Below are 17,411 nucleotides of genomic sequence, written 5' to 3'. Positions count from 1 at the left end.
AATCGCCCCTTTGTATAAATGATAAGCTAGTAAATTTCGCTCCCTACATGTCCAAGCTCCTTGTTAAGGGAACCATTATCTTATTTTAGTCGGCTGCTTGGCACATCATAACCGCAATGGGTCAAAATCAGCTCGCTAAATAATGAGTTTGCCCAGGAAAACCACTCCCGAGTATATTGTGCCGGATTATCGGCGTGGAAGCCTTCATGTAAAAATCCAGTGTCTGCATCGGTGTTTTCGAGCAAAGTAAGCAATTGCTCTTGTTCTTCTGCATGCAGTGAAGTGAGCGCTTGCATCGCCAGCGAAATATGCCATATATATTGCGGAGGCGTATGCGGGCTGCCGATCCCTTCAGCGGCGGTACCGCTATAATAATACGGATTGTGCTTGCTCAGTATAAACCGTCTTGTGTTCAAATAATACTCATCATCCGGCTGGCAATAACCGAGATAAGGTAGAGACAACAAGCTTGGTACGTTTGCATCGTCCATCAGATTGTAATTGCCGTTGCCATCGGTTTCGTATGCATACATCGGGCCAAATTCGGGATGGGTAACGATTCCATACTGCTGAATGCCATTGCGAATTTCCGCTTGCAGCGCTGCCGCCGCTTGTGCCAGCTCGCTATCGTCGTATACGTCGGTCGCCATCTGCTCCATATAACCGAGCACCACGACGGCAAACATATTCGCCGGAACGAGGTAACCGTATTCACACGCATCATCACTTGGACGGAAGCCCGACCACGTCATCCCGGTCACAGCAACCGGATTGCCTTTGCCTTCATGTGGCAACGTATCGGAAGCCGGGCAATCGAAACGTTCAAAACGATATGTCGAGTCAGCATCATGATTTTGTTCAGTACGCCACAGATCAACAATTGTCAGGCAAGCCTGGCGGAATTCATCGTCAAAATGATCGGTGCGTCCCGTTTTCTGCCAAAGCAGATAAGCAAGCTGTAACGGATAACAGAGCGAGTCGATTTCGTACTTGCGCTCCCAAATCCACGGGGTCATTTCCGTTTTATCGTCTTGGTGCCCACTGCCGTCTGCACTTTCGTTAAATGCATTAGCATAAGGGTCTTGTAAAATATAGCGAATTTGCCGCTTTACGACACCGCTTACAAGATCGCCAAGCGCTGTATCCTCATTAGCAAGCAATAGATACGGTCTAACCTGGGCTGCCGAGTCACGCAACCACATCGCCGGAATATCACCGGTGATTACGAATACCGTACCATCCTGCTGCGGTCTGAGTGTTGTCGTTAATGTGTTGCGAATACAGTTTCCGAACATATGCGCCAGCTTCGGTCGTTGCTCTAACTTTTGAGCGACACTGGTGATCAGTTGTTCCACCGAAAAGGGCACAATCGCCTGCTCCTGTTCGTTCATACATTGCCTCCTTGTATAAAGCGCTTTCATTTATAAAGCTATCATAATGCACCCCAAATAACATGTCAATATATTATATTATAATATTTAATTAAAATTACGAAAAAAAACGGATAATAGTTCACTATTATCCGCCATTTGTCATATCATATTAGATCATCCATTTTCTGTATCCGTTCCATGCCTATGTTTGCTTTTAGTAAATGCAACTTTTGTATATACACGATAACGCTTGCCTTCAGTCCGTACCGGTCGCACGATTGGACTGCGCAGCTTCGGACAGTTCACTTACCGGAGCCGTCGACAAACCGTGAATCAGATCGGCAGTCAATGAAATGCGTCCAGGTAACGTTTCTCCGGCAATTAACTTGAGTACATTTTCCACCGCAAGCCGACCGAGCGAATGCTGATCCTGCTGCAAATGTGTAAACGGATACAAAGCCGCACTCGCCTGCGGGCTATCAAAGCAGATCAACGAGATTTGTTCCGGAATTTTGACGCCAGCATGCTCTAACGCTTCTTTGGCAAACAGTGCCAATTCATATTGCATCGCAAAAATAGCGGTGATCTGCGGCTGCTGTTCCACCATACGCTGGATCATATCCACATTGTTGCGCACATGCGCCTGTTCTTCGGCTTCCGTCTCACCGCTCCATGTCATATCGGTTAGCCAGTAAGAACGATTGAGCACGACACCACGCTCCGCATGGGCACGCACAAAGCCTTCGATCCGTTCTTCAATCGCCACATTATCCATCACTTTAGACGCAAGTAAACCGATATGACGATGACCGAGATCGAGCAAATGATTCGCTCCTTTCCGTGCCGCCTCTACATTATCCGTGCTGATGGAAGCCGATTCTGTCCCTTTAAAATAACGGTCAACGAGTATGTGTGGAAAACGATCGATAACGAGCCGCAAAATTTCCGGATTAAAGCTCTGTCCGCGTGTCGGGTAAATGATCAGTCCGTCCACCCCATACTCGCGCAGACTGCGAATCGCATTTTCTTCAATGTCCGGTTGCGAAAATGACATGCGCATAATTAAGTACACATTCAGCCGTTGAGCGGTACGCTCCATCTCTGCCAACATTTCTTTACCATAACTGTCGCTAAAATCTTCCATAATTAAGCCAAGCACGATCTGCTTGCTGGCAGGACGCTGCTGAGCGTCCGGCTGCTCCACATATTCATACAGTGCTTTGACCGGCTGTACGGGAGCTTCCGTCTGCTTTTCGCCCGTATGAATCACAAACGAACCCCGTCCGGGCTGACGTACAATATAGCCTTCCTGTACAAGCATATCGAGCGCTTTTTTCGAGGTGATCCGGCTGACGTCAAACTGCTTCATCAGTTCTTTTTCCGACGGTAGCTTGTCGCCTACACGATAAATCCCTTTTTGCAAACGTGAACGTAATTCAATATACATCTGTTCATAGCGCGGTTTTAAAGACAACGGGCTGTCTAACATAAGTATCACCTTTGGATTCGTATTTATGATTAATAGTAACATATATTATAATATGTTATATCATTTATGTAAATCATTTTAAAAATATTGGGAATCCGGCATGTTTCCTCCACAAGACAATTGTGTTTATAAACACAAAAAAACACCCTTAACGATCGTTAAGGGCGTTTTTATAAGCTGAATTAAATTACAGTTTTGTAACGTTCTCAGCTTGTGGTCCACGGTTACCTTCAACTACGCTGAATTCTACGCGTTGACCTTCGTCCAAAGTTTTGAAACCGTCGCCTTGGATTGCGGAGAAATGTACGAATACATCGTTGCCGCCTTCAATTTCGATGAAGCCGAAACCTTTCTCAGCGTTAAACCATTTTACTGTACCTTGTTGCACTTGTGACATGTGGAGTACCTCCAAAATTAAATTTACATGACCTTCTTTATTCAGAAAAAAACATCCGATAAAATGAAAAATCACATATTGCACAAAGTTATTCATTTACAAAATAACAACCCTCTGCAATATGTGAGTTCAGGTCACGATTTCGTTATACTCATTATAACTGATCATTCGCTTAAATACAATCACCGGAAGGGAATTTTTGTAATTTAATTTGAAAAAAAGAAACCGCTTTTACTTGCGTCCCTATTGCGTTTGTCGATTTTCGGCTAATCGGGATTATTGAACTATGCATACAAGCCTAATTCCACCAATCAGAGCGCTCAACGGAACGATATCGCCATCTTCTCGCAGACGATTTGCTCAATAATTGGTACAATGGTTGGACAGCGATATGTATAGGCTGACATGACGATAAAGAAATTCTAAAATTATTGTCAAAAAGTGACGCTGTTCACCTGTTATCCTGTATACTGTACTAAAAATTACCTTCTTTCTGTCGAAATAATGCTCTATAATAACTGTGTAAATAAGTAGACCGTTTCGTAATGGATCGATTTAGCAATTTATCTAATTGAGGCAGTATGGTGATGTTATGAATTCCTCAGATTCCGGATTTGACCTGTTTGAATATATCGGTAAGCAGCAGAAATGGATTCGCCATTTTCTGAAATCGTATTGGGTGATTGTGTTTTTGCATTTTTTTGCGCAGCTGGGGGCTTTTTTATTTTTGCCTTACCCGGCTACCGCGTATCATTTTTATGTTCATATTTTATTCATTCCAACGGCGTGTATGATGCTGATGATTGTATGGGCGGATTGGATGCAGCGGATCAAACCTAAACTCTCCTTTTTTGCTCTGTTTGTGACGAGTACATTTATTACATGGACGATCATTTATTTAAATTACGATATCCGCATTATTACCGCCCTTTGCCTGGTGCCCGTCTTTTCGGCAGTCATTTTTTTCAACAAAAAGCTGCTCTGGATTCCAGCCGCCTTGCAAATGTTGGCGTTTGTGACACTTTATCTCGCTGATCCCCACTTCCGTACGTTTCTAACTCCCTTTGATGTTATCTCTGTTCCTGCGTTTATAATAGGAGCAACATTTGTCGCGCATGTGATCGTTTCAAGCGGTAGCGAGATTTTAAGCAGTTTGCATCATACGATGCAATCGAAGCAGGATTTGATCGTCAAAAATGCGATTATGAGCAAAATTTCCAAAACTGATGGGCTGACGAATTTGTATAATCAAGTTTCATTCAAAGATTATTATGATACTGCTTTTGATTATGCAAGTCGGGGAGTTACATTACACCTCGCCTTGCTTGATATCGATAATTTCAAGCTAATTAATGACACATACGGACATCAGATCGGAGATAAAGTGCTTGAAACAGTAGCACAAATCATTCAGCAACATATTTCGTCAAGCGATATCGCTGCACGCTATGGCGGTGAGGAGTTTGCACTGCTTATTTTTGATAAATCATTTGAGGATGCTTATACACTGGTCGAAAATATACGCCGCCATCTGGCACTACTGCGCTGGCAAGAGCTGGACAACCAAACCGTTACGATCAGCATCGGACTGCATAGCTGCGAGCCTGGACTAAGTAAAGAGCAATTGTTCGAGCAGGTCGATCAATACTTGTATCATGCCAAACGTTCAGGCAAAAACCAAACGATTACAGCAAGCAGCATCGGCACACTCGCTTAAAACGGACAGTTTCACGATACCGCTTAACAGCAGCAAGCTTACGCATTATAGCAATGCAAGCACTGATGACAGCCAAATTACGATCATCCCCTCATGACAACTAGTGAGCCAAAAACCCGTTCATACGACGAGTTTAACACTGCTGTCAGAGGGGGTTTTTCATATCGATCATCATTTGATTCGCATCGGCTATCGGTAGCATATATCCGTCATTGGTGTCTATTTATGTTCATGTTATGGATAAAGTATAAATAAATTCACCCACAGCGAGTACATCCTAACTCGCTAGTAGGCTGACCGCGTTAAATAAGTAGTTTGCTCGTGCAGAGCAGCGATGTTGTCCTGCTACAATTCCAGTGTATTTTCATAAGATAGAGTGTGAGACACTGAATTTAAGCTGGTCAGCCTACTAGTAGCTTGTCTCAAATACATTTACAGTTTATCGATCTAACCATTGCTTGATGATGAATCGGTTAAGGTACGTTCAAACACAATTTCCATTTGAGACATACTACTAGTAGATTGTCTCAAATACATTTACGGTTTGTCGATCTAACCATTGCTTGATGATGAATAGGTTAACGTACGTTCAAACACAATTTACATTTGAGACAGCCTACTAGTGACTTGTCTCAAGAAGATGTAAGGTTGAGTCCATCTGAACCCTGCTTGAACCGTGCAGGATTCAGATGGACTCAATCCCTGAATAAATTTGAGACAAGCTACTAGAGCGTGTACGCAAACTCGTAGGCTGCGAGCAGCACGGGAATCTACTGTATTACTCATCCGTAGATTGCTGTGCGAGACGGGAGTCCGTCCCTTTATTCCGTACCGCAATGGTGTCTGCACCAGCACGCCAGGTTTGCGTACACGCCCTGATGCAAGCTGATAGAATGGCATTCGTTTCAATGAAAAGCTTTCAAAATCCAGTGACCGGATGCGGTACGTACGGTTGTTCCAATCGGGCAATTTCAGCGGCGGTCAGCTTGATATCAAGTGCAGCGACAGCATCTTCCAAATGATGGAGCTTGGTCGCACCGATAATCGGAGCGGTCACTGCGGATTGCTGCAACACCCAGGCGAGGGCAATTTGTGCGCGTGGTACACCTTGCTCCGCTGCAATCGCAGCCACACATTCCACCACTTTACGATCCGCATCCACAGCCGCCGTATATAGCGTTTTGCCAAATTCATCGCTTTCAGAGCGAACGCTCTGCTGCTCCCAATCGCGCGTTAAGCGTCCACGCGCTAGCGGACTCCACGGAATGACGCCAATGCCTTCCTCCAGGCAAAGCGGCAGCATCTCCCGTTCTTCTTCGCGATAGATCAAATTCACATAATTTTGCATCGATACGAAGCTTGCCCAACTATGCTGCCGTGATAGCTCAAGCGCCTTCATAAATTGCCATGCAGGCATCGAAGAAGCGCCGATATAACGCGCTTTCCCGGCACGTACCACATCATTGAGCGCTTCCAGCGTCTCCTCAATCGGCGTTAATGGGTCCCACCGATGAATTTGATACAAGTCTACATAATCTGTACCGAGTCGGCGTAAGCTATTATCGATCTCGTTCATAATCACTTTCCGTGATAACCCCCCTCCATTGGGACCAGGGCGCATTTTGCCGTGTACTTTGGTGGCAATCACCACATCGTCACGATGCGCATAGTCTTTGAGCGCACGTCCGACAATTTCTTCGCTCGTGCCATCAGAGTACACATTGGCGGTATCGAAAAAGTTAATGCCCAGTTCCAGCGCCTGTCGAATAAACGGACGACTTGTCTCCTCATCCAGTGTCCACGGATGCGTTCCTCGCTCCGGAATGCCATAACTCATACAGCCTAGACATAAACGCGATACTTCAAGACCAGTGCGACCTAACTTTACATATTCCAATCGTATCCCCACTTTCCGCCAGCATGGCTAAAATAATGAAGCTTGTGTTTATTTTACCCTTTACCAGGCGTTGGAAGTCAATGACCCGGATTCGGCTGCGAGCGTATAACACCATGACGGGAGCAATGAATGCAACCGATCTGGCGCAGCTATCGTGATACAGGCTGACAGTAACTTTACAAATTTTCGCGAATGAAAACACGTCCTATTTAGGGCGGTATCATCTATCGCCTACCAATGCCATCGATCGCATGTACAGAAGTTTGTTCATACACCCTATTACAAATAAAGCAGCTTGCCAAAGCTATACTATACAAAAAGCCAGCCCGTCCTTTACAACAAAGGAGCTGGCTGGCTTGAAATGAAGTTTATTGCCTCAACCGCATGTGTATGCTACATCGTACAGCTGTAATTTCATATTGCATTGTAATTTTTATCGATTGCTTTTTATCGATTGCTATTGCTGCACTTGCTCATCTTGTAAGCGTCTCTATTGAGCGTTTAGAGCATACTCGTCCTGCAAGCGACGCGACGATCAAAGTCGTGCATAATGCGAGTTTAGAGCATACTCGCCCTAGCATCATCATGATCATGTGATAATGATGCGCGTCATTTATGGCGTCATCGTCGCTTCACGCGATGCCACAGACAGAGCGTTTGCGGTAGCTGTGCTGCCATTGGCAACCGACAGCACGAATGCGCGATAAGCGACATTGGCACGAATGGCGTTGCCGGACGCATCTTTGTTCAGCGTAGTAAACGTCCATTCGGTATACGTCGCTCCAGTTACTGTCTGATAGTTAGGCGCTGTGACCCGATTGGCATCGGTCAGTGTGAAGCTGCTCGCATTGCCGGACGGTACGAGCATAATCGCGTATGCGCTAATGCCGGTAGTGTTTGCCGGTGGGGTGAAGCTGACACGAATTGCACTGTTATTGCTGGCAAGATCAGCCGATACAGAGGCAACGGCAGCAACCGCTTTTTCTGTCAGCATCCATTCAGTGGATGGCGCAGACAACGCATTGACCGAACGCACTAGTCCATCCGCTACGGTCAATACATAGATTCGATAGCCAACATTACGCACGATCGCATTGCCGTTATTGTCGCGTGTTGTTGCCGTTAGCGCCTGTGTTACTACCGCTCCGGTCTTCGCCACCCGGGTATAGTTAGCTGCCGTCACCGCATTGGCTGCCGCCAAATTAAATGTACTTGCCTGATCACTACGAACGGCGATCACGCGATATTCAGACACACCGGTATCACTGGCTGCGGTAAAGCCGACCGTCATATCGGACGCATCTCCACGCGCACCGCTGTTCGTTGCCGTCACGGTCGGTACAGCCGCAACCGCCGTGTTACCTGCCAGTGTGACCGTGCTTGAAGCGGCTGACAATGTATACGTATCCGCTGCATCACCTGTACCGACCGCCATCACAAAGGCACGGTAGGCTACGCCGTTTTTGATCGTATCGCCATCGCTATCGAGCGCACCTGCGGGCAGCGTCAGCGTGAGATTAGCACCGGTTTTGGCGACCGCTGTGTACCGTGCACTCGTTAGCGCTTGCGCCTGGCTGAGTGATAATGAAGCGGATGCTTTGGTCATAATGACGCGGTATTGGCTCACAAGCGTTTCATCGCTTGCTTTCGTAAACGTAATCTTTGCATCTCGTGCATCGCCATAATCGCTCACATCGGTTAACGTCACACCGCTAGTCGTGCCGACCGTTTTGCTGCTGGCGGTCAATGTGATCGTGGAGGAAGCGGATGATAATGAATCACCGTACGAGCTGGCACCACGACTCATCACGTACACACGATACGGTACATCGTTGACAATCGCATTGCCATTGCTGTCTTTCTGACCGGCATACAATGTGACGATTTGCGAGCCGCCTGTTTTGGATACTTCCAAATAACGGGCAGAGGCGAGCGAAATGGCAGTTGTCAGATTAAAATTACTCGCATCTTTGCTCGGCACGGCAAAAATACGATACCCGCTAACCGCCGATTCATTCGACGATTTATCAAATGATATTTGCAAATCGCGTCCATCTCCAAAATTACCTACATCTGCCACTTTCGTAATTGTTGCTGCTGGTGCGGCATTGCCCAGTGTCAGATTATTCGACATCGCTGACAAGCCGATACCATCATTTGACGCATTGACTGCCAATACATAAGCGGCATACGATACACCACTTTGAATGATCATGCCAGACGTATCACGTGTCGTCGCTTGCAGTCGTAACGTTTGGTTGGAGCCGGTTTTGCTGACAGCTGTATAATTGGCAGCAGGCAATGCGATCGCTTGGGATAAGTTAAAGCTGCTGGCGCTGTTCGTTCTGACGATAAACACACGATAACCGGCTATAAGACTTTCATCGGATGCTTTATCAAACGATACTGACAGATCGCGTCCGTCATTTAAATCCGACACATCCGTAATTTTCACATTGTTCGGTGTCGCCGCCGCCGAGACGATGCCGCCCAGCGTAATCGATGACTGTGCCGGTGTCATGGCACTACTGTAACCGGTATTGCCGACCGCCAGTACATATACACGATACGATGCTCCCTTTTGAATAAAGGCACCGTCGATATCGCGCGATTGCGGGGTCAGAGTGATCGTATAGGCGCTGCTAATGCCCGCTGGTACAGCCTGATAGTTCGCTGCTGGAACCGTCAGTGCACGCTCTAATGTGAACGCGTTCGCATCGCCTGTTTTGGCGACAAAAATACGATATTGGTTCAATGCAGTCGTGCTGGACGACGATGGAAAAATAACCTGAATATCGCTGCCGTTACCCTGCTGTCCGACTACGCTTGCATTTACAAACGCAACCGGCAGCACCGCGCCCGTTGGTGTCGGAGTTGGTGTAGGTGTCGGATCGGCTGTCGTAATCGTAACCGTTTGGGTCGACGTATTCCAATCGATCTTGCTGCCAAGCGCTTCCGTGACAAAGCGTAACGGTACCATCGTGCGTGCATTGATTACTTTGGCAGGTACATCCAGCGTCGTCGTTTTGCCGTTAATGGTCGCTGTTTTGGAGCCGACCGGCAAAATGACTTTTGAGCCGTTTTTGCTTGCGGTGATCGTGCGTGTGCTCTGCTTCCAATCTACAGTTGTGTTCATCGCTTCAAATACGCCGCGCAGCGGTACCATTGTGCGACTGCCCGACATAATCGCAGGCTGATCCGTCTGCAACTTTGTGCCATCAATTATAATCTGAATCGTCGGTGTCGCTGCAACCGCGTACGGTATATGTACGCCCCCACTTACAGTTAATGCTGTTGCTAACACAGCCATACTTATTTTGCTTATTTTCTTGTTCACTTTGTCATCCCCTTGTCCCCTGATTATGAACTTGTTTCCGGATTCCGCTTCATTTCGTCCGCCCTATTTATTACGATAATGCTGTTGACCACACGCTCCTGTCTATCTTTCTGTATGTACGGATGCGCTGCTCGCCAAGCTAGAGCCGGTAAATGATCAAATCGATCGCTGATCTGGATTACATACTGCCACTATGCAATGCTCGAATCGAACTCATTTTATGACCTTTACCCGACCGATGTACGTTATCATCGTTAATATCGGCGTACAACTAGCGGAAAGTTACAAATAGAAACAATTCATTTACTAAACTACCTTCAATATAAGGACAGATCAAATCGCTCACATGTTGCAGCGATGCGCGATAAATTAAAAATAAATAGCCTTTCCGCAGAAAGACTATTGAGGCATATCCCTATGGCGAGCTGGCGAAAACCGTTCAAAAGCCGTCTTCATCGCTGTCTTTAATATTGATTTTCAAAATATCGTCGGTCAGACCTGTACTTTTGAGCCACAGGTACGTAATCAATGTCGTCAAACCGATCAAGCCAAGCGCGCCCGCATAGCCCCATGACCAGTCCAGCTCCGGCATATTTTTAAAGTTCATGCCCCAGATCGCGCCGAGCGCAGTCATCGGTGTGAGCAGCACCGTAAATACGGTTAATGTCTTCATAATCATGTTGGAGCGATAATTGCCGATATTGTCGTCCACTTTGAGCAGTGAATCGATCTCATGCTCATAGTTTTGCTGTAACATGCGGATACGTTTCAAATAAATCTGCATAATGCGGCATGTATTGGAGTTCTGTGATATGTCGGGAAATGTTTCTTCAATCGCGTATTCTATCTCCTGCAACGCAATCGTATGCAAATTCCAACGGGTGAGCTGATTGCGCAAATCGATAATATCCTTCAGCAAACGACTGCCATTGTTGCCTTGCATCCGATCCTCAATCTCCATCAAATGTTGCTCAATCTTGTCCATACGCGAGAACAGCGCGCGGATAAACGAATTAATAATAAAAATAAAGCCTTCGATCGGACTGTGCTGCTGACGTACATATTCTTCCCACGCTGTAATACCGATGACTCGCTCCAACCAATCGGTATTGCCGGATGTGATTAGTTTGTCGTCTTTCACATAATAATGAAAAATCCAGCCATCCCCAGGGCTATCCATCAGACGTGCAATCAGTGTCCCGTTTAACGCATTGTTGCCTTCGACATATGAAATCGTCGAAATATGACTATGACGGCACATTACACTTTCAGACGCCCATGCCTTAATGCGGTCATCAAAATCGTCATGCTCGATAAATTGTCTGCTGTCCTGCAACCGATACCATGTCCATTTGTGTTCGGAATGCAATAATTCAAGCTCCGGACTGGTCATTATGATCATCCTTCCTGATCGTGTCTCCTTCTTATTTAACCATATTGTTATACTGACGCATTCCTTTATACATGGAGCGACGGCTCGAATGCAGCCTAACCGATTGTATGAGCCGGGATGCGGGTATTACAAAGTAGAGACTTTATTACATTTTGCGCAATCCATTGGACAGCAATCGGGAATGCACATTTCCGTTTTTCCTGCTCATCCATACGTATTGACGACATATCGGTAGTTGGCACATCTATACGATTGGACAGCTACACACACCTGTAACCGATCACGCATCAGATCACAAACGTAATTATAGAGATAGGAGAACCGTTTATGAAAAAAATAATGAAGCCTGAATTTTGGAAAGAAAGCGTTATTTATGAAATCTATCCGCGCAGCTTTCAGGATAGCAACAATGACGGCATCGGTGATATTCCGGGCATTATATCCAGACTGGATTATTTGCACGAACTTGGGATTGATGTGATCTGGTTGCCACCGATTTATCCGACGATGAATGTTGACTACGGTTATGATGTGATCGACCATTGTGCAATCAATCCGGAATACGGTACGATGGACGATTGGGAACAGCTATTAGCCGCGCTGCATGAGCGCAAGATGAAGCTGATTATGGACTTGGTCGTTAACCATACATCCGATCAGCATGAATGGTTCAAACAAGCCCGCACTTCACGCGACAATCCGTATCGGGATTACTACTTCTGGCGTGATCCGGCTGCGGATGGCGGGCCGCCGAACAATTGGACTTCATTTCTCGGTGATTCCATGTGGCAGTATGATGAGACAACCGGGCAATATTATTTGCATTCCTACAGTGTGCATCAGCCTGATTTGAACTGGGATAACCGTAAAGTTAGACGCGATATGCACAATGTGATGCGCTTTTGGCTGGATAAGGGGGTTGATGGTTACCGGATCGATGCGGTTAATGCGATCTCCAAAGATACGAGCTTTCCGCCAGCGACCGATACCGACAAAATGCAAGCCAACTCAGCCGAATTTTACAAAAATGGCCCGCATATTCATCAATATTTGCATGAAATGTATACCGAAGTGTTTTGCCATTACAATATGTTTACGACCGGCGAAGCGTCTGACGTATCGCTGGAAGATGTAAAAGAGTATACGAACCCGGAGCGCGAAGAAATGAATATGGTGCTAATGATCGAAGCGTCCAAAATATGCGATGATCCGAAAGACATGTGGAAAAGCAAGCCGTGGGATTTGCATGAGCTAAAACAAATCGTCGCCAAATGGCAAAACGATCTGTATGGCGAAGGCTGGATGGGCACGTATTTAAGCAATCATGATCATCCACGCCTTGTGTCGTATTTGGGCGATGATGGCGAGCATCGTGTCGAATCCGCCAAAATGCTCGGCATTTTTCAATTGACATTGCGCGGCACACCGTACATTTATCAGGGCGACGAAATCGGCATGACCAATGCCGCCCATCTGCATACGATCGACGATGTGACCGAGCAGCAAGCGCGTATGTATTACGAGCTAATGGTCAACGAACATGGCGAAAACCCGGAGCACATTATGAAACGGATTCGTACCAAAGCACGCGACAATGCACGTACACCGATGCAGTGGGATGATAGCGAATACGCTGGCTTTTCGCAGCAGCAACCGTGGATACCGGTCAATGCCAATAAAGATGAGATTCATGTGCAGCATCAGCTCGATGATCCGCATTCGATCTTCAATCTGTATCGCACTTTAATCCATCTGCGCCGCCAAAGCGCGGCATTGCTGTACGGCAAATATGAATGTATCCTATCCGAACATGATCATATTTTCGCCTATACACGTGAATGGAATGATGAGCATTGGTTCATTATGCTAAACTTCTCGCGTTCAAAGACGGAGTTACAGCTTCCGCAGGAACTGGTAGCGCGCTTGGAAACGGCGGAGTTGATCCTGTGTACGCATGAGGATCATTCACGCGATGTGGCGCGGGCGTTGATTTCGCAGCAGCCGGCGATGATGAAGCCGTATGAATCGCTCGTGTTCCGGGGGATTTCGATTTTGGACAGTTAATAATGCAGATTTGTACTTGTTGTGGCAGCACTGTTTTTTAAACGACGATCAAGTTGTGAAGCGTATACGCAAACTTGGCGTGTTGGCGCATCTTTTTTACTCGCCAAATACAAACGCCCATCCGCTACATTAGGGGGAAAATCTCCCTGATGTACAGATGGGCGTTTACAGTTGTGAAGCGGTATAAGCGAGCGGATTACAGTGCACCTAAGCTCAGATGAATGAGTGACAAAATAATACCGACGATAAAACCACAGATCGCGCCGTTCACGCGAATCCATTGTAAATCCTGACCGACTTTTTCCTCTAGCATATGAACGAGTGTATCGTTGTCCATCTGATCGAGGTTTTCTTTGACGAGCTGACCGAGCCGGTAATGGTTGCGGCTAACGGCGTGAATGATGCCGTTACGCAGGCGATCTTCCCAGCCACGCACCTTTTCCTGATCTTTGCCAAGCTCGCGGATGACGGTGCGGTACATCCGGAACAGATTTTTGGCGCCGGTATCACGTTCGCGTTCCAGCATGCGAATCGCCATCGCGCGTACTTCTTCCAGTCGCTCCATGATGAACAATTGAGCGGCTTCACCGCGCAGCATATCGCCTGCCCAGTCTTTGACCCGTACCCATGTATTCTCATCATCGACGACTTGGAACATCTGTACACGCAGCTCGCGCAGCATCGATTCCCGGTATTCATTGCTCGGTTGTTGCAAATTATCCATTGCAGACATGATCGCATTTTGCAAAATACCGCCGACCATTTCTTCGTTAATCATGCCGGCAAACGCTTGAAAAGCAAACCCTTTGAAGCCGCCAAGATTAATATTTTCCATTTGTTCCAAAGCGATTTTACCGAGTTTATCGCGGTTTTGCGGCTTGCTTGCCCAGTTATGCACCTGTTTGAGCAAATGATCGAGCACTTTTTCATCATAACGCTCGGTCAACATATGGGTTAACACTTTATTGCCTGCCGCTTGCAGATCGGCTTTGTGCATATAATCTGCCAGACCGGATGTGACAAAATGGGCGATCGGCTCCATGTCCATCCGCTGTACCGGTGGAATGACCAGATTGATCAATTCGCGCCGAATCGCTTTTTTGCCAAGCTGACGTGTAATCGCGGACAGTGCAAACGGAAACAGCTTGAACTGACGCAGTTTATTTTCAATACTTTCCTTGTTGAGCAATTCGTTCTCCATCGCTGAGATGAGCGAGCGAATAATCTTCTCGCGATTACGGGTTAACAGCGATGTATGCGGGATCGGCAATCCGAGCGGATGCCGGAACAACGCGGTTACCGCAAACCAGTCGGCAATCCCGCCGACCAGCCCGGCTTCAAAGCCGCCCTGAATGAGCAAAACGAGTGTCGTTTGCGGCAGAAACAGCGTCACGATAAATCCGGCTGCCATTACCGCAAGCGAAATACTCGCCAAATACCTTGAGTTCATAATTTTCCTCCTCCAACGCTTCACTCCACGTCGACCATGTGACCGGATGTGCAATAGTATAGCACACTTCAAAATCCCACATACTATTAAGTCAATCCAGCGCAAGCTGAATCAACAGCGGTCGTCGTGCTCCATTATAGATACGTTGAGCAGGGACTGAAAGGTGTCGTTTATTTATACTGGCAGCGTATGCGTCCTAAACGGCTCCATTGTCCACGGCAGGCGTATGTTCCGATTTAACCGGCATCCGAATCGTCACCTGTCCGCCTCCACCTTTCAGATCGTTTTGCAATTGTAGTGATCCATGATGCAGTTTGATAACATAGTCGGCAAACGTAAGCCCCATGCCGTAATGACCGTCTGCATTTCTGCCTTTGTCCCCTCGGTAAAATAGCTCTGTCGCCTTTTCCAACGCCTCGGCTGTAAAGCCTGGCCCACTATCCGTAATAACGATCGTTAATCCATGCCGATCACAATGGATATGAATATGCATACTGGCACCTTCCGGCGTATGATCGAGTGCATTGGCAACAATATTCATTAGCGCACGATGAAACAACTGCTTATCGAGCGGTATGACCATATCGTTACATTGCGCTTGCTGTTCAATGCTAATATGCTTGCAGCCGGCGTATGCACGGGTATCATTCAACAGTTCATGCAGCCATTCTTGGATCATAATATTCTCTTTGTGCAGCGTCACACCACTGTCAGTGCGTGACATCATAATTAACATCCGCACATGTTGATCAATTTTGTCACTCGCATTCAAAATGTACTTTGTGTACATATCCTGCTCATGATTTTGCTCGGACAAACTGAGCAATTCTGCATTGCCGCGAATAATCGTAACCGGAATTTTAATATCATGGGCAAGCGCGGCAATTTGCTCCTGTTTGGTCTGTTCCATTTTCCATTGCGTCGCTAACGATTGCTGCAACGCATCTTTCATTTCTAGCAATGCCTGTGCTACATCGTCAAACTCTTGAATGCCCGATTTTTTCTCGGCGAAATCCAAATTCTGATTTTGAATATGCCGGGTCATCCGTGTTAGCGTTTTGAGACTATTTTGAAATCTTCTGGCAAATACCGTCGTCACCAGAAAAGAGATGATTACGATCGACAACCCTAGCAGCACATTGCCGGTCAACTCATAATTGGGCAGATGACGGCGTAAAAAGGGCGAGCTGAATTGCGGACGCAGATCGGATTGCAATACACAGTAATCATGCAGACGATCAATTAGCGTGTACACGGTCTGTCCATAATACGCCGGAGAGCGCCCGTTAACGAGTTGACTCGCCAGCTTGACTTCTGCATCGTCCATATTGCCATATAGCACCGCATGAGTCTGTTTATCGAGCACGACGTATTTGGAGCCAAGTGGCAGCATATCTTCACGAACCGTTGGCGCTTCGCGGATGATCGCTTCCCCTTGCTTGATCAGTTGTTCATTGTAGTTGGCAGGAAAAACCCAGCCTGCACGAATCGCAAACGTAGTGAGTGCCAAATACAGACCGATAACCAGCACAAAACTAAGTCCAAGCGCAAGCAAATACTTAAACAATTCTCGGCGCAGCGTCGTTTTGCGTGTATGTATTTTTATTCCCACCGGTATCCAACACCCCAGACGGTTGTAATCGGCATCCGGTTATGTTGTTTACATTTTTTGCGGATCGACCGGATAAATTCAGTGATGGTCGAATATAGTGCATTGCCGTCCATACCGTAAATTTCTTCGTAAATTTCTTCCCTCGTGAACACATGATGGCGATTGCGAGCTAGACATTCGCATATTTTGTATTCGTTCTTCGTGACATGCAACTGCACATCGCCAATCCAAATTTGCCGGAGCTCAAAATCAAATGTGAATTCACCAATCTGCTGACGAGACGGTCGTTTCTCCCTTTTCTCACGCCTTAAATGCGCATTCACACGCGCTCTTAATTCTTGTACACCAAACGGTTTCGTAATATAATCATCGGCACCTGTCATCAGTCCTTGTACGATCGCTTCTTCTTCCGAACGTGCCGTCAAAAATAAAATCGGACAATCGACCGCATCTCGAATCATACGGCAAAAATCAAATCCATTGAGCTGCGGCATCATCACATCAAGCAAAATCAAATCATATCCTTGCACATCCGCAATCGTTAGTTGATGAACTTGATCATGAACGCTAACGAGATGCTGATCCAGTTGCAAAATATTGTAGATCAGTGTAAGAATATCACGATCATCATCGATCGCCAGTATTTTGAACACGACCATCACTCCTGCCTCGTAATTGGTCT

At 46.6% G+C, this 17,411-nt stretch carries 11 protein-coding genes; 2 read left to right on the top strand and 9 right to left on the bottom strand.

Going from position 1 to position 17,411, the window contains the following annotated elements:
* Nucleotides 1-80: 80 nt before the first annotated feature.
* From U1I11_RS16915 to U1I11_RS16905, 3 genes are all read right to left on the bottom strand, one after another.
* Complete coding sequence (locus U1I11_RS16915; RefSeq protein WP_322907307.1) at nt 81-1,391, bottom strand: glycoside hydrolase family 125 protein; 1,311 nt, start codon at nt 1,389-1,391, stop codon at nt 81-83.
* 238 nt (nt 1,392-1,629) lie between these two features.
* Entirely contained in the window at nt 1,630-2,862 is a 1,233-nt protein-coding gene (locus tag U1I11_RS16910) for a GntR family transcriptional regulator (RefSeq protein ID WP_322907306.1), read from the bottom strand.
* A 187-nt stretch (nt 2,863-3,049) separates the two neighbouring features.
* Nucleotides 3,050-3,250, bottom strand: a complete 201-nt coding sequence (locus U1I11_RS16905; RefSeq protein ID WP_322907374.1) for a cold-shock protein — start codon at nt 3,248-3,250, stop codon at nt 3,050-3,052.
* 601 nt (nt 3,251-3,851) lie between these two features.
* Between U1I11_RS16905 and U1I11_RS16900 the strand changes: the two genes are divergently transcribed.
* Nucleotides 3,852-4,976, top strand: coding sequence for a GGDEF domain-containing protein (locus U1I11_RS16900; protein ID WP_322907305.1), 1,125 nt, complete (start codon nt 3,852-3,854; stop codon nt 4,974-4,976).
* A gap of 919 nt (nt 4,977-5,895) precedes the next feature.
* Here U1I11_RS16900 and U1I11_RS16895 read toward each other — a convergent pair.
* The 3 genes from U1I11_RS16895 to U1I11_RS16885 form a co-directional block, all read right to left on the bottom strand.
* Complete coding sequence (locus tag U1I11_RS16895; RefSeq protein WP_322907304.1) at nt 5,896-6,873, bottom strand: aldo/keto reductase; 978 nt, start codon at nt 6,871-6,873, stop codon at nt 5,896-5,898.
* 613 nt (nt 6,874-7,486) lie between these two features.
* On the bottom strand, nt 7,487-10,210 hold the full coding sequence (locus U1I11_RS16890; protein ID WP_322907303.1) for a copper amine oxidase N-terminal domain-containing protein: 2,724 nt from the start codon (nt 10,208-10,210) through the stop codon (nt 7,487-7,489).
* Between the two features lie 439 nt (nt 10,211-10,649).
* Nucleotides 10,650-11,603, bottom strand: coding sequence for a CorA family divalent cation transporter (locus U1I11_RS16885; RefSeq protein WP_322907302.1), 954 nt, complete (start codon nt 11,601-11,603; stop codon nt 10,650-10,652).
* A 327-nt stretch (nt 11,604-11,930) separates the two neighbouring features.
* On the opposite strand from U1I11_RS16885, the gene U1I11_RS16880 reads away from it, so the two are divergent.
* Nucleotides 11,931-13,667 carry a glycoside hydrolase family 13 protein gene (locus U1I11_RS16880; protein ID WP_322907301.1) on the top strand — a complete coding sequence of 579 codons (1,737 nt, stop codon included), beginning with the start codon at nt 11,931-11,933 and terminating at the stop codon, nt 13,665-13,667.
* Nucleotides 13,668-13,863: 196 nt separating this feature from the next.
* On the opposite strand, the gene U1I11_RS16875 is transcribed toward U1I11_RS16880, so the two are convergent.
* The 3 genes from U1I11_RS16875 to U1I11_RS16865 all read right to left on the bottom strand — a co-directional run bounded on the left by U1I11_RS16875 (nt 13,864) and on the right by U1I11_RS16865 (nt 17,382).
* On the bottom strand, nt 13,864-15,117 hold the full coding sequence (locus tag U1I11_RS16875; RefSeq protein WP_322907300.1) for a DUF445 domain-containing protein: 1,254 nt from the start codon (nt 15,115-15,117) through the stop codon (nt 13,864-13,866).
* Between the two features lie 196 nt (nt 15,118-15,313).
* A complete protein-coding gene (locus U1I11_RS16870) occupies nt 15,314-16,729 on the bottom strand; it encodes a sensor histidine kinase (RefSeq protein ID WP_322907299.1) in 1,416 nt (471 codons plus the stop codon).
* Nucleotides 16,720-17,382, bottom strand: coding sequence for a response regulator transcription factor (locus tag U1I11_RS16865; protein ID WP_322907298.1), 663 nt, complete (start codon nt 17,380-17,382; stop codon nt 16,720-16,722). The genes U1I11_RS16870 and U1I11_RS16865 overlap by 10 nt, the downstream gene beginning before the upstream one ends.
* Nucleotides 17,383-17,411 lie beyond the last annotated feature (29 nt).

The organism is Paenibacillus campi (genome assembly GCF_034659835.1).
GTDB lineage: Bacteria > Bacillota > Bacilli > Paenibacillales > Paenibacillaceae > Saccharibacillus > Saccharibacillus campi.
This window is presented reverse-complemented; position numbering and strand designations above follow the sequence as displayed.